Below are 19,391 nucleotides of genomic sequence, written 5' to 3' on the forward strand. Positions count from 1 at the left end.
AAGTTCATGGGAACCCTGCGGGGGAACCCATCGTTTTTACGGGAGGAGGGCCAATGATAGAGGTTGAGCTCAAGGGGTACGCGGACGAAGGGATTTTCGAGCGCGTTAGGAAGAGTTTCGAGTGCATACGCAGGGAGTACCATGAGGACACCTACTTCAACCATCCGTGCAGGGATTTCGGGAAGACGGATGAAGCCCTTAGGATAAGGATAAAGCGTTTCGACGGTCATCTCGAGGCTTTTCTAACCTACAAGGGGCCCAGAATGGAGGAAACCTCGAAAACCCGGAAGGAACTTGAGGTCCAGATAAACGATCCGGAGGAACACGCGAGGGTGCTCAAAAGCCTCGGCTTCACGGAGGTCCTCACCGTCAGGAAGACCCGGGAAAGATACTACGTTGACAGGGGGATTACGATAGCCCTCGACGAGGTCAACGGCCTTGGGAAGTTCGTGGAGATCGAATACCTGACCGGGAAGGAGGACGAGGTTAAGAAGATCGTGGGGGAACTCAGGGAAATCCTTAAATCTCTTGGAGTCAAGAGATTTGAGAGGCGTTCTTACCTCGAGCTGATGCTTGAGAAGGGGGTGTCTAATGGGCATACTTGATAATCTCTTTAGCCCTTCGAAGAGGAGGAATAGATCCGACCTCGAGGTGCTCGATGACATCGAGAACGCCCTCAAGATCGGGGAAGTGGAGAGGGCTATCCGGCTTACCGATGAGGTTAAGAGCGAGCCGAATACCTTCCTCGCCCTTCGAATGATAATACGTTCGATAATCAAAATGATCTGGGAGCAAAAAGAGGATCCCGGAAGGGTAAGGGAACTCCTGCGCGGGCTTATCCCCCCGGCCAACTCGCTCTTCACCCCGCGTTACAGGGCCCTCGTCCTTGGCGATATGGCGGTTCTGTTCTACCTTCTGGGAGACGAGCTGAACGGGGATATAGCGCTGAAGACTGCGATAGAGTTCGCAGGGGACAATGCGGACACGATAAGGGACATCCTGATGAACCTCCTGAAGTACGGTCTTCTCGAGAAGGCGGGCTACGCCATGAAGAGGGTTCGGGAACCTGAAACGCTGGACGTTGTTCTGGTCAACCTTGCAAGACTCATTTACAGCCGGGGAGAGAAGGAGAAAGCGTGGCGCATAGTGGATCACATATCGACCCCCTTCCACCGGGCCATGGCGCTCTACTATCTGGCGGAAATCGAGGGGGGAAGGAACAGGGAGGAGGCCCTCCGGATACTCAACGAGGCTTTCAGGGTTGTTGATGAGATAGAGGAACCCGAGGCCAAAGTAGAGGTGGCCTTCAAGCTCTACGATCTCAAACATCACCTGCTCGACAGCTCCCTCGATATCAGGGGGATCCTATCAGGGAAAGAAGCTCCTCCTCAGTAAGGGCCGGGGTTTTGACGATTCCACGTTTTCTGAGCTCGTGGGAGATCTCGAGGCTCGGGGGCAGCTTCACGCCCAGTTCCTTCAGGGTTTCGACTTCCTCCGCGAGTTCTCGGGGGGTTCCTTCGAGGATCACCCTTCCCTCCTTCATAACAAGGACCCTGTCGGCGTGGCGGAGTATGTAATCGGTGTTGTGGTCCACAAGGATCACCGTAATCCCGTGTTCCTTTTTCAGGAGGGATACCACCCCCAGAACTTCCCTCCTCCCAACGGGATCGAGCTGGCTCGTGGGCTCATCAAGAACGAGAACCTCCGGCTTCATGGCGAGGATTGACGCTATGGCCAGCCTCTGCTTCTCGCCACCGCTTAGACCGGGCGGGAACTCCTTCTCGAGTCCTCTCAAGCCGGTTACTTCCAGAGCCCACTGGATGCGCCTGAGTATCTCGTCCCTCTCCAGTCCGAGGTTCTCAAGCCCGAAGGCCACCTCCTCCTCGACGGTCATGTTGAAAAGCTGGCTCTCCGGGTTCTGGAGGACGAGACCGACCAGAGTGGAGAGCTTCGAGACCGGAACTTCTCGGGTGTTGTATTCTTCCCCGGTTGCGGGGTCCCTTACCACGACATCACCCGAAAATTCTCCCTTTATCGAGCCGGGAATTATGCCGTTCAGGGTGAGGCAGAGCGTTGATTTACCGCTTCCGCTCGGCCCTATTATCCCCAGCAGCTCCCCCCGCTTCACCTCGAAGCTTACTTCCCTAAGGGAATACCTCCTGGCCCGCCGGTACCTGAAGCTGAGGTTCTCCACCCTTATGACCTTCATTTCCTTTTCACCATCCGTGGAGCGAGGAAAAACACGCTTATGATGAAGACGAGGGTTGAGAAGATCTCCAGCCTTCCGATCCACATGTGGAGCACGAGGAGGACCTTCATATCGACGGGCATGGAGGGGGAGGTTATGCCCACGCTGAGACCGACGTTGCCCTGAGCGGAGGCCACCTCAAAGAACGAATCCACGAGACCCGTTTTCATGCGGAGCATGGTGTAGACGGTCCCGAACAGAAGGAAGGCCAGATACGTTATTGTGAAGCCGGTGACCTCCTGAACGTCCTCCTCGGTGAAGATGTAGCTGCCCACCTTCCTCTTTATGACGGCGCCCCTTGGCAGGATGGCGCTTTGAATTGTCCATTTCAGGCTTTCGTACATCAAAACGACGCGTATCAGCTTTATGCCGCCGGCAGTGCTTCCGGCGCCACCCCCCACCACCATGAGGATTCCCAGGATGAACTTGGCAAGTTCGGGGTATTTGCTCAGGTCGGCGATCCCGAACCCGGTGCACGTTATGGCCGAAACCGAGTGGAAAACAGCCCCCCTCAGGGCATCGGCAACGCTGCTTCCGGCCTGTGTGAGGTTGAAGGCCGTTATCCCCACGGCGGGGAGCAGGAAGACGAACATGTACCTGACCTGAACGTCCTCGAAGAAGGGCCTCAGATGCCTGCTCTTGAAGAGACGGTAGTGGACCGTGAAGTTTACGGCACCCATTATCATCAGGAAGATGGTAACGGCCTCTATGGCGGTGCTGTTGAAGTAACCGATGCTGAGGTCGTGGTTGCTCATACCACCCGTTCCAAGGCCGGTCATGGAGTGTATGAAGGCATCGAAGAGGGGCATTCCGTTTATGTAGTAGAGGTAGACACCCACGAGGGTGAGGAGGAGGTATATCTGGAAGATGACCTTGGAGGTGCTGACGAGATTGGGGAGTATCCTCTCGCTCCGCGCCTCGGCCCTGTAGAGCCTCGCGGCCGCGACCCCCGGGTGGATGAGAACGGTTAACGCGACGAGTACGATACCTATTCCCCCGAGCCACTGCATCCACGCACGCCAGAAGAGGAGGATGTGAGGGTAACTCTCCAGATTCCTCATCACGGTTAAACCCGTACCCGTCCATGCGCTCATGCTCTCGAAGTAGGAATCCACGAAGGACATTCCGGCCATGTACATGAAGGGTACGACACTTGCGAAGGACGCAAAGAGCCACGTAAAGGCCGCGGCCACCATTGCCTGCCTCAGGTTCACGTCCTCCACCTGTTCCTCATGTCTCCCGAGCCACGCTCCCAGAAGGATCAAAAGGGCTCCGGGAGCCGCGAAGTAGGGGGCGTAACCAATTTCATCCGGATAGAACCACAGGAGTAACACGGGGAAGAAGTAGGCGAGCCCCACGCCCTCAAGGATCGGCCCGATGAGGCTTTTGATGACGAAGGTATCGTTGGAGAGGTTGATGTACTTACGGCTCTGGAACATGGGTTCACCGGGGGATTGAAAGGGGGCATCGAATAAAAGGTTTTTCCCGGGATGGAAAGGTTTTAAGGAGTATTGCCTTCTTTATCCCGGTGGTAGAACTTGGATGAAAGGGATGCCCTCATAAAGGCCGGAAAGATAGCGAGGCAGGTAAAGAAGGAAGTCCGGGACATGATAAAACCGGGAGTTAAGCTCTACGATATCGCGGAGTTCGTGGAAAGACGCATAGTCGAGCTCGGTGGAAAACCGGCTTTCCCCTGCAACCTTTCAATAAACGAGGTGGCGGCACACTACACGCCCTACAGGGGCGATGAGACGGTTCTCAAAGAGGGGGATTACCTGAAGGTGGACCTCGGGGTTCACGTTGACGGCTACATAGCGGACACAGCGTTAACCTTCAGGGTTGGCATGGAGGAGGACGAACTGATGGAGGCATCGAAGGAGGCCCTTGAAAACGCCATCAGCGTGGTGCGCGCCGGGGTGAGGATCAGCGAGATCGGAAGGACCGTGGAGGAAACCATAAGATCCCGGGGCTTCAATCCGATAGTCAACCTCAGCGGCCACAAGATAGAGCGCTACAAACTCCACGCGGGTGTAAGCATACCCAACGTCTACAGGCCGGACGATAACTACGTGCTCAAGGAGGGGGATGTGATAGCCATAGAACCCTTCGCCACCACCGGAGCGGGCCGGGTTGTGGAGGTTCCACCGGCGCTCATATTCATGTACCTTCGCGACAGGCCCGTGAGAATGCCCGGAGCGAGAAGGCTGCTGGCCCACATAAGGAGGGAATACCGGACCCTGCCCTTTGCCTACCGCTGGCTTCAGGATTTAATGCCCGAGGGACAGCTTAAAATCGCACTGACCCAGCTCGACAGGGCGGGGGCGATATACTCCTACAGGATCCTCAGGGAAGTCCGCGGGGGTCTCGTGAGCCAGTTTGAACATACTGTCATAGTGGAGAAGGATTCCGCGTACGTAACCACCTGAGGAGAGAAGTGGCGCCGGGGCAGGGATTTGAACCCTGGTGGGCTAACGCCCACGGGATCTCGAGTCCCGCGCCTTCCCAGGCTAGGCTACCCCGGCGCGGTGGAATCTTCCCACGGCGGTCTTATAAACTTTTCCGCGATAGATTTATTAACCCAAATTAACTAAAAACTTCGGTTGCAAAGGTTTAAATCTTTGGCCACCGTATTAACTTTAGAAGGAGGTGACAGAAATGGTCGGCATTCGCGTGGAGGAGGTTATGACCGACAGGTTCAGGAAGATAGACATCAACGCCCCGCTTTCTGAAGCGATTGGAATCTTTGAAAAGGAGGATCCCGACCTGATTCTGGTGTTCGATGGGGACACCTACAAGGGTGTTCTGACTCAGGACCTGATAATACGCTCCCACCTGAAGTGGGACCCGACCCGGGCCAAGGTTAAGGACGCTTACAAGCCGGCCCCCGTAATCGAGCCCGATGAAGATCTCAGCAGGGCCGCCAAGCTCATGATAGAAACCGACCTGCGTTCCCTTCCCGTGGGAAGGGACAGGACTAAAATCATGGGCGTCATAAGTGATCTGGAGCTGCTCAAAAGGATGACCATGGGGGAGTTCGGTAAGAGAAAGGTGGAGGAGTTCATGACCAAGGACGTCGTAACCCTCGGACCTGACGATACCGTTGCGAAGGCCTTCGCAACCATGCGCGACCACGCCATATCGAGGATACCCGTGGTAAACGAGAGGGGCAGACTCGAGGGGCTCGTTACCCTCCACGACCTCATCGTACGCTTCATAAAACCACGCTTCAGGGCCCAGTACGGTGAGGTCGCCGGCGAGAAGGTACCCCCCTTCAGCATGAAACTGAGGGAGGTCATGATAAGGGGCGTCATAACGACCTTTCCCGATTCAACGCTCAGGGAAGCCGTTGCCACCATGATAGATAACGACATCGACGGCCTGATAGTGGTTGATAAGGAGGACAGGGTTAAGGGCGTTCTCACGGTAAAGGACGTGCTGCTTCCGATCTCGAGGATGGTCGAGAAGGAAGCCCGCTTCTACCTCCAGCTGGGCGGTGACGCTTCAGTGCTCAGCGACTTCACGAGGGAAAGGATAGTAGAAGATGTAAGGGATTTCGTTGACGGTTACGAGGATCTGCTCGGGCAGGAGGGCATAATATACCTCTACATCAGGCGCTTCAACGAACGCTTCAGGGGCGTTCACCTCTATCAGGCAAGGATGCGCGTCGCGACGGACAGAGGGGTTTTCGTGGCCACGGGAGAAAGCTGGGGTGCAATACAGGCCGTCCACGACGCCCTCAGGGCCATAGAGAGGCAGATACTGCAGAAGGCGAAGCTCGAGAAGGACCCCCATTACTACAGGCGCTTCCTCCAGAAAATGGGACTGGGTTGAGGGGGATCATCCCCCCTGAAATTCCCTCTCCAGTATCCTTCTCTGCGACGGTTTCAGGGCCTCCGGGTCAACTATGAGGACCATGGTGCCGTTCGCAACGAGCACGCGGTCCTTCACGTTGAGGAGGAACTTCAGGGTGCTCTCGAAGCCGTTCTCCACCACCAGGTACTCGAGGGCGTCAACGTACAGGACGCGGTAGCCCCTGTCAATGGCCTTTGCCACCAGATCCGTCAGTATGTCGATCCTCGTGGGGCTTATTGCATAAACCCTCGGGGAGGAAAGTACCTCCCCCTCGGCTATCCTTGTGACCCAGAACACGAGGGCATTGGGATGCAGTTTTTCCTTAACGGCCTCTGCTCCTTCCCGGGTTATCAAAACGAGATTTGGAACGTCTCTTGTATCCCCGAGCAGGTCGTCCAGTCCCTCTCTGGGAGAGCGTATAAAGGCCCCGGGCATTATCGTTGTCGGCGCTCTTGCGACCTTTTCCTCCGGAATCGGGATAAAGACGAACTTAAGGGCCCCAACGGTCGCGCTCAGTCTGAAGAGGGCGGCGAGGAAAAAGGCCGCTCTGGCCAGTTCCTCAACGTTCCTTATGAAGGGGTAGGTGAAGTTGAGCAGTCCAAGGAGCATCATCCCCCACGGGAAGAGGGACTCAATACCCCTGCCCGATATCTCCCTCTCCCTGAGGACCTTTCCGAAGTAAACGAGGCCAGAACTGTAGGCGAATAGGGGAAAAGAGGTTTTGAGTGCGAAGTTGTCCTGAAAAACGCCGGCTGCCACGAGGAACATCCAGACGTAGGATTCTACCACGAACGTCGAGAGGAGTACGGTATCCATGAGCCTGCTCGTGCCGTACTTGAGGTGGAGGGCACCCCAGAAGAGTAAAACGGCTATGTAGAAGTTGGGGAGCTGGGAGACGACGTCGTAAACCTCACCGGTTATCTGGATCCCGAGGGGGGAGAGGATGTAGCTCTCAACGTCCAGTGCGTTTATGAAGAGGGCCGCGCTCAGCAGAACCCACGCTTTATCCCTCGTCTGATAGGCCTTGTAGGCAACCGCTATGAAAAGGTACCACCTTGAGACGAAGTTGAGGTAGGAGATGAACAGGTCCCAGTTCATGCCTTCACCACCTTTTCCTGCTTTACCACCACGAGGCTTCCCTCCGGGATGTTACGATCAACTACAACGCCGGGTCCGACGAGGGAGTTGCTCCCTATCTTCCTGCCGGGGTAGATGCTGACGTTTATGCCCACCTTGACGTTGTGGCCGATTATGGCCCCGAGCTTCTTCCTTCCAGAGCTCTCAAGCTTACCCTTCACCTCTACTTTTACCGCCTTTCCGTCGTGCCTCAGGTTTGCGGTGATCGTGCCCGCACCGAGGTTCGTGTTCTCTCCGATTATGGAGTCCCCGACGTAGTTGAGGTGGGGGGCGTTGCTGTGGTCCATGATTATCGAGTTCTTGACCTCGACGGCGTTGCCCACGTGGCAGTTGTCCCCTATGCTCGTGTAGGGCCTTATGAAGCAGTTGGGACCTATGCGGGAGTTCCTGCCTATCTTCACGGGGCCGATTATGTAGGCTCCGCTCCTAACAACCGTGCCCTCGCCGATTTCAACGGGTGGAACCAGTACCGCTCCCTCCTCGACCTTTCCCCTGACGCTGTGCCGCAGTTTGGTCTTCAGGAGGTACTCGTTCAGTTCAAGAAGGTTCCAGGGTCTCCCAACATCGTTCCAGTAGCCGGAGTAAAGGGCGTAGACAACCTTCTTCCCGGCTTCCACCATGAGGTTTATCGTGTCCGTTACCTCGTACTCCCCGCGCCCGCTGAGGGGGGTCCTCTCGAGGAACTCAAAGACCTCCGGTTTGAAGGCGTAGAGGCCGAGGTTGGCGTAACCGGAAACCCCCCCCGGTTTCTCCCTTATTCCGGAGACAAGGTTCCCCCGGGTATCAACCTTTCCAAAATGGCTCAAATCGTCGAGTTCTTTCACGAGGACGGCGGCATCGGCCTTCTCCCTTCTGAAGGTCCCCACGAGCTCCTTCAGGCCATCCACCTCGAGATAGACGTCGCCGTTCGCCACTATGAACTCCTCATCGATCAGATCGCGGGCCGACTCTATGGCCTTCGCGGTGCCTTCCCCGGGCAGCTGATCGATGTAGGTTATGGGTTTTCCGTTGAACTCGTCCCCAAGGGCTTTGATTAGCTTTTCCTTCTCGTAGCGGACGATTATCACGAACTCGTCCACGAAGGGATCGAGGTTCTCGAGTACGTACTCGATTATTGGCCTGTTTGCAACTTTGAGCAACACCTTTGGCCTGTCATCGGTTAGAGGTTGCAGCCTTTCGCCCTTTCCGGCTGCGAGAACGACTCCTTTCAAAGGATCACCTCCATCAGGTACACTATGACGGGTAACGAGCCGAAGAGGATCAGGAACCCCCTTTCTCCGAGAACGTCAACGGCCCTGAACAGGGCTTTTATGGTCACCATACCCGTTAGAAAGGCCGTCAGGAAGGCCGTAAAGAGGAGTGGGACCGGAAGCTTCAATTGCCAGCCGACAAAAGCCAGCTTCAGTACGAAGTAGGTCGGGGCCGTGAGGAAGCTCAGTTTGAGGGCCTTCTTAACCGGGATCCCGGTAACGAGGAGACCGAGGAAGGTCAGTCCGCTCCTGGAAAGGGCCCCGATGAGGGCACCCCCCTGAAGTGAACCTGAGACGATCGAGCCCACAAGAGTTTTCTCTTCCTCCCCCCATTCGGTCTTCCTGCCGGGGCGACCCATCAGGGAGAGGATTAGGGCCCCGGTTACGGCGTTGATGAGGTCTGCGGTTCGGGGGGAGAGGGGTATCCCGTTGTTGGTAAGCAGGGGGTAGCCTATCAGAAGGGTGAAAACGGTGGAGTAGAGGAGATACCGCATATCCGGATCGGGTATTCCCCGCAGGACCCTCTGAGACCCGGATCCGATCTCGTTCCTGAAGTTGAAGAGAAGGGCAAAGGTCACGCCGAGGTACGCGGAGACGATGTAATCACCGCAGGCTGGAGTTAAGGCCTCGAGGGACTTCAGGACGGAATAGCCTTCCGGGCTAATCGGGAAAAGTGATGACAGTGCAACGACAACGCCCGAGACCGCGGGGGTTAAGTAATCAAGGACATTCATTGAGACCACACGGGCACTTTTGGACTTTCCGAAACATAAACCTTTCGAAGGGGGCGAACATTTAAATACCCGGCCGGAAAGCTAACCCCCGCGAGAGAAAAAGGTGAGTGAGATGAAGAATCCCTTTGAAAAGATGCCGACTGTGCTTACGGCCGATGAACTCATCGATAAAGCTTTCAGGAGGGCCGAGAAGGCCGCTTCAGCCGCCACTCCGAGGGGGGGCCCGAGGGCCAGGGCGAGATGGAGGGAGGAGCTCCGCGTTAGAACGGTCTCGAACGTTATCAGGGACAACCTCGAAAAACTCCTGAGGAGAACGCCCGGGGTTTCGGAACTGCCCACCTTCTACAGGGAACTCGTTGATACCCTCGTGGAGAGGGACCAGTTCCACCGTTCCCTCGCGAGGGTCAACTGGGCGATAAAGACGGTAAGGAACCTTGAAGCGAGGCACGCCCTAAAGATACGCTATTCTCGGGATCCTGAAGAGATGGCCCGGCTCAGAAGGGCCTTTTACGGAAGGGTTGCGGACGTTCTGAGGGACATAGCTAACGACCTCGAATACCTCAACAGGGCCAGAAACGTGCTCAAAGACCTTCCCGTCGTGGACCTTGAGCTCCCCACCGTTGTGATAGCCGGCCATCCTAACGTGGGTAAGAGCACGATCTTACGGGCCCTCACGAACGCGAAGCCCGAGGTGGCAAGCTACCCCTTCACCACGAAGGGCATAAACGTCGGTCAGTTCGAGGAGCACTACCTCAGGTATCAGGTCATAGACACCCCCGGATTGCTCGACAGACCGCTGAGCGAGAGGAACGAGGTGGAGAGGCAGGCCATTCTGGCTCTAAAGCATCTCGGCGACGTTATCCTTTACGTCTTCGATCCCAGCGAGTACTGCGGTTATCCTGTGGAGGAGCAGCTCCACCTCTTCGAGGAAATCCACAGGGAGTTTGGGGAGCTTCCCTTCGTGGTCGTCCTTAACAAGGCGGACGTGGCTGAAGAGGGGAATATGAGAACCGTTGAGGAGTTCGTCAGGGAGAAGGGCTTTGAACCCATCAGGGTTTCGGCGCTGAAGGGCGAGGGTCTCGACGTGCTCAGGAAGAGGGTCATCGAACTGGTGAGACCGATGGTCGAGGAGCACGCCAGAAGGATAATGGAAGCGGAGCTGGAGAGATACCGGGAAGAACCCGGACTTTGATCCCTTCTTAACTTCCGGCGGAACTAAAAAGGAGAGGCCCCAAAGGGAAAGGTTCAGGCGTTCTTCTCTTCCTTGATGAGAACGGCGTTAACGACGCCATCCTGACCGGGCCTTGAGGTAACCAGCGCCCTGCCTGCCTCGGTCTCAATCACAGCGCCCCGCGTTATGACGTCCCTTCTGACGTACTGCCTGTTGGCCGGGTTCTCAACCACACCGATTATCCTGACCTTCCTGCCCTTTCCGTTCTCGAAGACGTTGGCGTACACGGCTTCGATGAGCCTGACCTTCTCGTTCCCGCCGTGGGTTCTGATGATCTTCTTCTTTTCCCTTCCTTCACCGACCCTCGTGAGGGCTGGCTCCCTTCCGAGCTCCCTCTTCCTCTTCTTTCGGGCGAGGATAATCCTTCCACCTGAGGGTTTTCTGAGTGATCTTCCTTGCCATACGGTCATTTATCTCACCTCATAAGCCTGATGCTCAACCTATCGCCACTTTGGGGGGTTCGTTTATAAGCTTTTCCAAAGGGCTTAAAAACATGCGTTTGTTACTCCTTCCGGTGGTTACTCTGAGAGCGGGGGAAAGAGAGAAGGGTTCCGGGAGGGGGTTTAGCTCCCGTACCTCTTTTCTTTTGCGGCCCTTACGAGACCTTTAAACACGGGTGCCGGGTTCATCGGCCTTGACCTGAACTCGGGATGGAACTGCGTGGCTATGAAGTAGCTCTTCTCAGGAAGCTCGAGTATCTCCATCCTCCTCCCATCGTCTCCCGCAACCCCGCTGAAGACCATGCCCGCCTCTTCGAACCTCCCCACGTAGTCCGGGTTGACCTCCCAGCGGTGTCTGTGGCGCTCGTAAACCAGCTCCTTTCCGTAGAGCTTCCACGCGAGGGTTCCGGGCTTTATCCTCACCGGATACGCTCCAAGCCGCATCGTGCCGCCGAGCCTGTTGAGGTCCCTCTGTTCGGGCATCAGGTCAACGACGGGATGGGGCGTTTTGGGGTCTATCTCCGTGGAGTGGGCACCCTCAAGCCCGAGAACGTTGCGGGCGAACTCAACCACCGTCAGCTGGAAACCGAAGCATATCCCGAGGAAGGGTACGTCGTTCTCCCTCGCGTACCTGACGGCCATAATCTTGCCCTCGCTTCCGCGCGAACCGAAACCTCCGGGAACGATTATACCATCGACGCCTTCAAGGAGCTTCGTTCCTTTCTCCTCGAGATCCTCTGCCTCTATCCAGCGTATTCCAACCTTCACCCCGTTGGCGACGCTGGAATGCTTGAGGGCCTCCCTTATGCTCAGGTAGGCATCGGCCAGCTTAACGTATTTGCCCACCACGGCTATCTCGACCGTATCCTCGAGGGACCTGTAGGTCTCCACCATCCTCTCCCATTCCTCGAGCCTCGCCTCCCTGTCAGGAAGGCCGAGCCTCCCCGTCAGATAGCCGGGGAGGCCTTCTCTCTCCAGAATGAGTGGAACCTCGTAGGTGTCCTCCACATCGTGGGCACTCACCACGGCCTCCGGTGGAACGTTGGTGAAGAGGCTTATCTTCCTCCTCGCGCTCTCCTCGAGCGGATCCTCCGAGCGGGCCACTATGACGTCGGGCTGAATTCCAAGGCTTCTGAGCTCCTTAACGCTGTGCTGGGTTGGTTTGGTCTTTTGCTCCCCGACAACCTTAAGCTTCGGCACGTAGGTAACGTGGACGAAGGCGACATTATCTCTCCCCTCTTCGAGCTGCATCTGGCGTGCCGCCTCGAGGAATGGCATGCTCTCTATATCGCCGACGGTTCCCCCTATCTCGACTACAACGACCTCGTAATCCCTCGCTATGGCCTTTATCCTTTCCTTTATCTCACCGGTCACGTGGGGAATAACCTGAACCGTGGCGCCGAGGTAGTCCCCCCTGCGCTCCTTCTCTATGACGGCCGAGTAGACCTTGCCGGTGGTTATGTTGTGGTCGGAGGTCAGGCTCGTATCGAGAAACCGCTCGTAGTTACCCAGATCGAGGTCAACTTCTCCGCCGTCGTCGAGCACGAAAACCTCTCCGTGCTGGTAGGGGTTCATGGTTCCAGCGTCGTAGTTCAGGTAGGGGTCGATCTTGACGTTGGTCGTCTTAAAACCGCGGGCCTTCATCAGCATCCCGAGGGAAGCGCTCGTTATACCCTTTCCAAGACCGCTAACGACACCACCGGTGACGAATATGAACTTTGCCATGACAAAACCTCCCTCCGTTATGCCGTTGGTTGATTGCGGGGTGTTTAAAAGCTTACTGTACAGCGAAAGAAATAAAGATCAGGCCTCGTCTCCATCAAAGTGCAAACCTTCCTCCTTACTTCCATTTTCAATCTCTTTAATCTCAAAAACCTTCAGCGGAACCTTTTTGAGGGCCTTTCCGATGACGGCCTTCGCTATCCTCTCGGCGTGCTCGATGGTCTGGGCGTTGTAAACCTTGATCGTGAGGTAAATCCCGACCAGACCGACGGAGCCTATGACGAAGGCGCTCTCGAAGTGGGCCCCGCAGACGGGACACTGGGAATAGCCTATCTCAACCCTCACGAAGTCGAGCTTCTCCCTGTTGAGTGCCCTCGCGACCTTACTCACGGCGACGTTTACCGCGTCCTCGCTCGTTTCAACGTCCCTCACTATAATCGGTGCTTCCAAAACGACCACGTAGTCTCCCATCGTCTCCCACCTCAGCCAAAGGCAAACAGTCTGTTGTCTTCTCCTTTAAAGACCCCCAGCCTTACGCCGGCATCGATAAAACCGTGGGCGTAGTTGAGCGCGGCAAAGGCCGTCACGTAGTCCCCCTTCCCGTAGTAATACCGGGCGTCCTCAAAATAGCTCCTCGCCATGGTGAGGAAGTCCTCGGCAACGCTTCTTAAAAGGCTTTTTTCGTGGACCGCTATTTCGAGGGTCTTCAGGGCCTCGCCGGTTATTTTAAAATACTTCTGGAGCCTTTCTTCCGTGATCTCCCGTTCCACCGGTCTCGCCTCAGCACCCCTTGGGGATGTGGCTTATAAATTTTGCCTCAGAAGAGATCTTTCTGGTGGGCCCGCGGGGATTCGAACCCCGGACCTCCACCGTGTCAGGGTGGCGTCATAACCAGTCTAGACCACGGGCCCAACCCAGGGATGGTGGACCGGGCGGGATTTGAACCCGCGGCCTCCGCCTTGCCAAGGCGGCGCTCATACCAGGCTGAGCTACCGGCCCACTCCTCCACGGCCTCCGGTGAGGCCGTAATCACCTACCGGGGCAGGTTTATAAATCTTGCGGTTGGTAACTCCATTAAGACCGCCATCGAAAAGTTAATTTAGTCCCTCAGGCAATTTTCCCCGGTGGTACCATGAACCCGCTCGAAGAAGCTTTAGCGATTAAGGATAGGATAGTGGAGTGGAGGCGGGACTTCCACATGCACCCCGAACTGAAGTACGAGGAGGAGAGGACCTCAGGGATAGTGGAGGAACACCTCCGCGAATGGGGTTACCGCGTGAAGCGGGTCGGAACGGGATTGATAGCTGATATCGGGGATGGAGAGAGGACGATAGCCCTGAGGGCCGATATGGACGCCCTGCCCATTCAGGAGGAGAACGAGGTCCCCTACAGGTCGAGGATTCCCGGAAAAATGCACGCCTGCGGGCACGATGCCCACACGGCAATGCTCCTCGGAGCGGCCAGTATAATCTCCGACCACATCGATGAGTTCCATGGAAGGGTAAGGCTCATCTTCCAGCCGGCTGAAGAAGGCGGCAACGGAGCGGTGAGGATGATCGAGGGCGGGGCGCTCCATGGGGTGGACGCTATCTTCGGCCTCCACGTCTGGGCCGACCTTCCGAGCGGGATCATAGGGATACGGGACGGTCCACTTCTGGCCGGGGCCGGGATCTTCAGGGGGAGGATAATCGGAAAGGGCGGCCACGGTGCCTCACCCCACCAGACCGTCGATCCGATACCCGTGGCGGCCGAGACGGTGCTCGCCCTCCAGACCATCGTGAGCAGAAACGTCCCGCCCATAGAAACCGGGGTGGTTAGCGTTACCTCGATAAACGCCGGAAAGGCCTTCAACGTGATTCCCGTGGAGGTTGAGATGAAAGGAACCGTGAGGTTCTTCAAGGATGAAATAGGAGCGCTCATCAGAAGGCGCATGGAGGAGATATTCGATGGAATAACGAGGGCACACGGGGCTTCTTACGAGCTGTCCATAGAGGAGCTCACTCCCCCGACGGTTAACGATCCGAAGATGAGCGCTTTCGCCAGAAGGGTGGCCGAGAAGTACAACCTTAGATATGGTGACGTTGAGCCGACTATGGGGGCGGAGGACTTCGCCTTTTACCTCCAGAGGGTTCCGGGAGCTTTCTTGACCCTTGGAATATACAACGAGGAGAAGGGGATAATCTACCCCCACCACCACCCGCGCTTCGACGTTGACGAGGACGTCCTCCCCATCGGCACCGCCATGGAGGTCGCCCTCGCCAGGGAGTTCCTGAGGGGGTAAAAGCTTTTTCCTTATTTATTCCGCTCGAGGTAGCCGAACTTCCTAAGGATGTGCAGGATTCCCTCGGCGCCTCCCTCTCCGTAGGTCCTCTCCGTCACGTAATCGGCCTTATCCTTGAGGCTTTTGGGTGCTTGACCCACCGCAACGCGGTAGCCGACGGCCTGAAAGGCGTCGAGATCGTTCTCCCCGTCCCCGATGTGGGCGACCTCTTCCGGATCCACGCCGATACTCTCGCAGGCCTTTTTTATACCCGTCCCCTTGTTTATCCACGGTTTTTTCACGTGTATGGCGAAGCCCGAATCGACGGCGACGAGGTTCAGCCCGAGCTCCTCAATCAGCTCCCTGACGGCCTCTACCGGAACAGTCCTCATTATAACGAGCCCGGCCTTTCGCTCCGGCATTGAGAAGCTCAAAACGGCTTCGGGATAGCGTTTCTTTACCTCGCTCCAGAGGATCCACTCCTCCTCCATGCCCGTGAGGTAGATCCTCTTTCTGAGCTTTCCATCCCTTAAGGAGAGGGCCCCCCCGTCCTCGGCCACCACCGGACCCGTTGTGCCTATCATCACCCCCACCGCCTCGGCGAAGGGAACGGAGTTGCCCGTGACCAGCATGACCGGAACCCCGAGGTCCTCGGCGAGCCTTATCGCCTTCAGGGCATCCTCGTGAAGTCTCCTGTCGGGATACGTTATCGTTCCGTCTATATCAAGGGATATCGCCCTTACCCTTTTCATCTTCCTCGCCCGTGGGGTGATGGAAAAAGGGGATAAAAGCTTTTCAGTGGTCCTTCATTATCTCCCTGAGCACGCTCGTCGCGTAGACGCCCTTCGGAAGGAAGAAGCGGAAGCACATGCCCTCCCCGGGTACGTAGCCGTAGGTCATCCCGAGGGGCCTGATGAGCAACTCCCTCCTCCCCCCCGGTTCCTGCATGGGCTTTGGAAGCCTCCTGAAGGCGTTAAGGTCGATACCTTCTTCCTCCAGAATTTCCTCCTCGAGCTCCCCCGGAAGTCCCCGGGCCCTTCTCATGGCGAAGCCGAAGAGCGGTCCCGAAACCATGGCATTATTTCTCTCTATCTTCTCCCTGACGAAGTTGAGGTTGGTCTCCGTGACCCGGTAGGTCCTGTCCCTCAGGGGTATCCCCCCTTTAACCTGAACCACGATGTCCCCGGGGAGGGCCTCGTTAAGGGGCATCTCCTCGATGCGCCTCGAGAGGTAGAGGTTGAAGAGGTAGCTCTGGTAGGAGTGTATGAAGATGCGCATTATGGGGAGGGGGAGGCTTAGAAACGCCCGCTTCCAGCTTCCCGTCTCTTTATAGCGGTGCAGGAGCGTTCTCTCGTAGCGCAGGAAGTTCGGGAACTCCCTCAGGGCCCTCTCGACATCCCCACTCTCCCAGAAGTTCTTCCTCGCATCGTCTCCCATCATATCGTCTCCGTGGGCCCCGAGGAAGAGCCTTGCGGCCTCCTCGAACTTCCCCTCAAGGAGTAGCTTCCCTATGATGTGGTTCGTAACGCGCCTTTCACCGAAGCGCTGGTAACCAAAGTAGTTTGGAAACCCTCCCTTCTCCCTGAGCTCCCGCAGGATGTCCCTCGAAAGCTCGAAGGCCCTTTCGTCGACGTCCCTGACGATTATCCGGAACCTGTTTCCGCGGAGGTGGCCGAGCTTTATGAAGCGCCCGTAGGAGACGAACCTCAGCTCAACGTCCCTTATCCTGACCCTCTCAACTGCCTCCTTCGCCCGGGACGGGACGCTCACGTACTGATACGTAACCGCGTGCCTGTCCTTCGTTCCGGCGAAGCCCACTTTCCTGTGGCTGATTCCGGCACGCTTCGCTATCTCCTTGATAACACCCATCGTGTCCCAGTTGCGCTTTTTGAGGAGGAAGATGGCGTGTTCCTTCCCCTCGAATATCCCCTTCAGGGGGTCCTCGATGACCGTGAAGTCCTCGGGCCGGACCTTTATCCTGCCGCCTATGCCGGGCCTTTCGCTCAGGTGGCGGAACCTTGAGAAGAACTCCCTGTAGTCCATGGATCACACCAGTTTTAAGTGACCTGTAACTTTATCAACCAGCTCTTCTGGGGCGGGTCCAACGGCCAGAACCGTTATCGTCCCCGGAGGGATCTCCGTCAGACCGGCGTCCCTGATGAGGGCGACGGGAATACCGAGCTTTTCAGCCCGGGCCTTGAGCTCGAAGAGTTCCCCCTCGTTCTCGGCCTTCACCACCACCTTCTTCTGCCCCTCGTGGAACCACGCTTTGAACCAGTCCGGTTTCTCCTTCTGGGCCTTGAGGGCGGCCGTAACGGCCCCATGGGCGACTTGAACCGCGAACTTACCCCTGCTGAGCTTCAGATCCTTCCTCGTGACCATGACCTGTTTGTACCTGAACATGGCCCATCCCGGGAAGGCTGAGAAAAGGGGCTTATAAAGTTAAGCAAGGAAAAAAGCTCAGAGCTCGTGGATCTCTTCGCTGGATTCCTCCTCTTCAGACTTCTTGGGCAGTCCTCCGGGACGGCTGCTCCTCTTCTTCTCGAGCTTCTCCCTGAGCTTTCTGGACTCGTCCCAGTACTTGTAAGCCGCACCCACGAGCACGAGGGTTGTTAGGATGAAGAGTATCGCGAGCGGTTTCCACGGATTGCCCGTCGGGCTGTAGGCTTCCACCACCCCTTTGATTTCCCCTGCAAGAACACCCGAATCGTTCCTCTCGGCGAGGGTTTTGTTGATGTAGGCCGGAAGCTCCTCTGGTGCTGGCCACACCTTTATCGTGGTGTTCTTAACGATGACCTTCGGCGGGATGCTGTCAATGGTAACGAGGTTGCCGAGCTGGAGTTCCCTCTCGTTTCCGAGGGGGTCGAGGTAGACGAGGGTTGCCCGCACGTTTGTAAGGTTCTCGCTCAGAACCTTCAGGTCCACCTGAACCGTCTTGGTCTCCCCCGCCTTTATGGTTCCCACGCTGATGTAGGAGGGACCGTCCACGCTCGGGGGGAGGTCAAGGAGAAGGGTGGCGTTGGTTACGAACTCGTAGTCCGGAACCCCCTCACCAGCGGAGAGCGTGAACCTGAGCTTTACGCTATCACCGACCTTTGAGCCAACGTAGTTGCCCCATGTTCCGTTGTAGGCCCGGGCGGTGACGTCTATGCTGGGCACGGCGTAGACCTCTATACCCTCAAGTGCCGGGGAGTAAACCGTCCTCTTCTCCCCCGTCTCGAGGCTCTGATCGTCGTAGAAGGTAACGATGGCCTTGCCGATGTCGAATTTACCCATCCCCGTCGGTTTGAGGACGTATATGAGGGCGGGCATGCTCGTGAAGGCCGGGAAGTTCTTGAGCGTCCACGTTCTGGTCATGCTCACGAGCTCAAAGCCATCGGGTATGGGAGCTGCAACGTTCACATCGTAGGCGTCTCCCCTTCCGAGGTTCTGGACGTTTATCGTGACCACGAGGATGTCTCCAAGGAGCATTTTCCGGGGAACGGCATCGATTTTAGCCATCAGGTTGGCCCTTCTCAGTATGGGGGTAACCTGCGCGTCCGCCGGACCGTAAACCCTCAGGATGGCCCTCTTGTAGTCCGGCTCAACGTTCTGGACGGAGAGCTTGAGGGGTGCGCCGGGAGCTTCCTTCGGCTCGTCACCGGCCTCGAGGAGCATCGTGCCGAGGCTTTCGTCTCCCTTAAGAACTTCGACCTTAACAACGTCGGGTATGGTGGAGACCAGCTTAACGTAGTAAGTGCTGCCGTCGACCTTAACGGGCAGTTTCTCGTTGACGTAAAGGAGGTCGTTGTAGAGCAGAACCTTCTCGACGGTTTCGTTGCTTTCCTGGCTGGAGGTGCCTCCTTTTTTAACGATCTGGAAGTCCGTAGAGGCTACCTTCGGGAGATAAACGTTCACGGTTGCACCGTTGTTGACCGTGTTAGTAACCTCCAGCGTGAGATAATCCGAGTAGGAGTGCTTATCATCGAGTTTGTAAGATACCCTTCCCGCGGATCCTTTGTCTACGGCGAGGGTGTAAGTGCTCCCGTAGGGCATGGTGACCTTAAAGGTGGCCGTGCTGCCTGAAACGGAGGTCAGCTTTATCTTAATCGCGGGAAAGCCCTCGGGCAGGGTTATCTCGTCCCCGACGACCATGTTCTTCTCTGAAAGAATCTTCTGGATGGGAGAACTGATCTCCAGAAGTATGGAGTTGGTATCGTGTCTTATCCACACCAGACTCACGTTCAGGTAAACGTTGTCCCCCGATGGATAGAGGAGGTGGTCACCTTCGCCGAGGACGTAGCTCCTGGAACCCTGAGGGCCGTCCACCTGGAGGTAGACCTGAGTCCAGTCCTTGTCGAAGTCAACGAACTGCACCTTAAAGGGTCCCAGAACGGCCTTATCTCCGGCACCAAGGGAGACACCGGATATGCTGGCTGATTCAGGCACGCCTGCGGCCCCCACGGCATGGAAGGAGGGTATCAATGAAAAGATCATCATTCCCAGCAGGATTAAAGCGGTTACCTTTCCCATTCTTT

General features: G+C 56.6%; 19 protein-coding genes and 3 tRNA genes. 6 read left to right on the forward strand and 16 right to left on the reverse strand.

Going from position 1 to position 19,391, the window contains the following annotated elements; genetic code table 11:
* The first annotated feature begins 53 nt into the window (after positions 1 to 53).
* Positions 54 to 605, forward strand: a complete 552-nt coding sequence (cyaB, locus tag A3L12_RS06220) for a class IV adenylate cyclase (protein ID WP_088882814.1) — start codon at positions 54 to 56, stop codon at positions 603 to 605.
* The gene (locus A3L12_RS06225; protein WP_088882815.1) at positions 592 to 1,395 is read left to right on the forward strand and encodes a hypothetical protein; all 804 of its coding nucleotides are present in this window, start codon (positions 592 to 594) and stop codon (positions 1,393 to 1,395) included. The genes cyaB and A3L12_RS06225 overlap by 14 nt, the downstream gene beginning before the upstream one ends.
* Here the strand turns inward: A3L12_RS06225 and A3L12_RS06230 are convergent.
* Positions 1,355 to 2,209 carry an ATP-binding cassette domain-containing protein gene (locus A3L12_RS06230; protein ID WP_088882816.1) on the reverse strand — a complete coding sequence of 285 codons (855 nt, stop codon included), beginning with the start codon at positions 2,207 to 2,209 and terminating at the stop codon, positions 1,355 to 1,357. The two genes, A3L12_RS06225 and A3L12_RS06230, sit on opposite strands and share 41 nt — an antisense overlap.
* The gene (locus tag A3L12_RS06235) at positions 2,206 to 3,687 is read right to left on the reverse strand and encodes a TrkH family potassium uptake protein (protein ID WP_088882817.1); all 1,482 of its coding nucleotides are present in this window, start codon (positions 3,685 to 3,687) and stop codon (positions 2,206 to 2,208) included. Before A3L12_RS06235 ends, A3L12_RS06230 begins: the two co-directional genes overlap by 4 nt.
* Positions 3,688 to 3,786: 99 nt before the next feature.
* Between A3L12_RS06235 and map the strand changes: the two genes are divergently transcribed.
* Positions 3,787 to 4,674, forward strand: a complete 888-nt coding sequence (gene map / locus A3L12_RS06240) for a type II methionyl aminopeptidase (protein WP_088882818.1) — start codon at positions 3,787 to 3,789, stop codon at positions 4,672 to 4,674.
* Positions 4,675 to 4,683: 9 nt separating this feature from the next.
* On the opposite strand, the gene A3L12_RS06245 is transcribed toward map, so the two are convergent.
* Positions 4,684 to 4,770 (reverse strand) — tRNA-Ser (locus A3L12_RS06245).
* A 133-nt stretch (positions 4,771 to 4,903) separates the two neighbouring features.
* On the opposite strand from A3L12_RS06245, the gene A3L12_RS06250 reads away from it, so the two are divergent.
* Positions 4,904 to 6,079, forward strand: coding sequence for a CBS domain-containing protein (locus A3L12_RS06250; protein ID WP_088882819.1), 1,176 nt, complete (start codon positions 4,904 to 4,906; stop codon positions 6,077 to 6,079).
* A 6-nt stretch (positions 6,080 to 6,085) separates the two neighbouring features.
* On the opposite strand, the gene A3L12_RS06255 is transcribed toward A3L12_RS06250, so the two are convergent.
* The 3 genes from A3L12_RS06255 to A3L12_RS06265 are packed head-to-tail and all read right to left on the reverse strand — an operon-like array spanning position 6,086 to position 9,221.
* Entirely contained in the window at positions 6,086 to 7,198 is a 1,113-nt protein-coding gene (locus A3L12_RS06255; RefSeq protein WP_088882820.1) for a DUF835 domain-containing protein, read from the reverse strand.
* Positions 7,195 to 8,448, reverse strand: coding sequence for a bifunctional sugar-1-phosphate nucleotidylyltransferase/acetyltransferase (glmU, locus tag A3L12_RS06260; RefSeq protein ID WP_088882821.1), 1,254 nt, complete (start codon positions 8,446 to 8,448; stop codon positions 7,195 to 7,197). The genes A3L12_RS06255 and glmU overlap by 4 nt, the downstream gene beginning before the upstream one ends.
* On the reverse strand, positions 8,445 to 9,221 hold the full coding sequence (locus A3L12_RS06265; RefSeq protein WP_232462922.1) for an undecaprenyl-diphosphate phosphatase: 777 nt from the start codon (positions 9,219 to 9,221) through the stop codon (positions 8,445 to 8,447). The genes glmU and A3L12_RS06265 overlap by 4 nt, the downstream gene beginning before the upstream one ends.
* Before the next feature lie 112 nt (positions 9,222 to 9,333).
* On the opposite strand from A3L12_RS06265, the gene A3L12_RS06270 reads away from it, so the two are divergent.
* Entirely contained in the window at positions 9,334 to 10,413 is a 1,080-nt protein-coding gene (locus A3L12_RS06270) for an NOG1 family protein (RefSeq protein WP_088882823.1), read from the forward strand.
* A gap of 53 nt (positions 10,414 to 10,466) precedes the next feature.
* On the opposite strand, the gene A3L12_RS06275 is transcribed toward A3L12_RS06270, so the two are convergent.
* From A3L12_RS06275 to A3L12_RS06300, 6 genes are all read right to left on the reverse strand, one after another.
* Positions 10,467 to 10,862, reverse strand: coding sequence for a 30S ribosomal protein S8e (locus A3L12_RS06275; protein WP_088882824.1), 396 nt, complete (start codon positions 10,860 to 10,862; stop codon positions 10,467 to 10,469).
* A 153-nt stretch (positions 10,863 to 11,015) separates the two neighbouring features.
* Complete coding sequence (gene pyrG / locus A3L12_RS06280) at positions 11,016 to 12,617, reverse strand: glutamine hydrolyzing CTP synthase (protein WP_088882825.1); 1,602 nt, start codon at positions 12,615 to 12,617, stop codon at positions 11,016 to 11,018.
* A 78-nt stretch (positions 12,618 to 12,695) separates the two neighbouring features.
* Positions 12,696 to 13,085: a DUF555 domain-containing protein gene (locus A3L12_RS06285; protein WP_088882826.1), complete on the reverse strand. Its 390-nt coding sequence runs from the start codon at positions 13,083 to 13,085 to the stop codon at positions 12,696 to 12,698.
* Between the two features lie 11 nt (positions 13,086 to 13,096).
* Positions 13,097 to 13,384 (reverse strand): DUF357 domain-containing protein, encoded by a 288-nt coding sequence (locus A3L12_RS06290; protein ID WP_088882827.1) that lies wholly within the window; start codon positions 13,382 to 13,384, stop codon positions 13,097 to 13,099.
* 63 nt (positions 13,385 to 13,447) lie between these two features.
* Positions 13,448 to 13,525 (reverse strand) — tRNA-Val (locus A3L12_RS06295).
* Positions 13,526 to 13,535: 10 nt separating this feature from the next.
* Positions 13,536 to 13,613, reverse strand: a tRNA-Ala gene (locus A3L12_RS06300).
* 133 nt (positions 13,614 to 13,746) lie between these two features.
* On the opposite strand from A3L12_RS06300, the gene A3L12_RS06305 reads away from it, so the two are divergent.
* Positions 13,747 to 14,895 carry a M20 family metallopeptidase gene (locus tag A3L12_RS06305; protein WP_088882828.1) on the forward strand — a complete coding sequence of 383 codons (1,149 nt, stop codon included), beginning with the start codon at positions 13,747 to 13,749 and terminating at the stop codon, positions 14,893 to 14,895.
* A gap of 11 nt (positions 14,896 to 14,906) precedes the next feature.
* Here A3L12_RS06305 and A3L12_RS06310 read toward each other — a convergent pair whose 3' ends face one another.
* From A3L12_RS06310 to A3L12_RS06325, 4 genes are read right to left on the reverse strand one after another with little or no spacing between them, the layout of a single operon-like run.
* Positions 14,907 to 15,626 (reverse strand): phosphoglycolate phosphatase, encoded by a 720-nt coding sequence (locus A3L12_RS06310; RefSeq protein WP_088882829.1) that lies wholly within the window; start codon positions 15,624 to 15,626, stop codon positions 14,907 to 14,909.
* A gap of 43 nt (positions 15,627 to 15,669) precedes the next feature.
* A complete protein-coding gene (gene truD / locus A3L12_RS06315) occupies positions 15,670 to 16,917 on the reverse strand; it encodes a tRNA pseudouridine(13) synthase TruD (protein ID WP_088882830.1) in 1,248 nt (415 codons plus the stop codon).
* 3 nt (positions 16,918 to 16,920) lie between these two features.
* Positions 16,921 to 17,277, reverse strand: coding sequence for a peptidyl-tRNA hydrolase Pth2 (pth2, locus tag A3L12_RS06320; RefSeq protein ID WP_088882831.1), 357 nt, complete (start codon positions 17,275 to 17,277; stop codon positions 16,921 to 16,923).
* A 57-nt stretch (positions 17,278 to 17,334) separates the two neighbouring features.
* Positions 17,335 to 19,386 (reverse strand): hypothetical protein, encoded by a 2,052-nt coding sequence (locus A3L12_RS06325; RefSeq protein WP_088882832.1) that lies wholly within the window; start codon positions 19,384 to 19,386, stop codon positions 17,335 to 17,337.
* Between the last annotated feature and the right edge of the window lie 5 nt (positions 19,387 to 19,391).

The organism is Thermococcus sp. P6 (assembly GCF_002214525.1).
Lineage (GTDB): Archaea > Methanobacteriota_B > Thermococci > Thermococcales > Thermococcaceae > Thermococcus.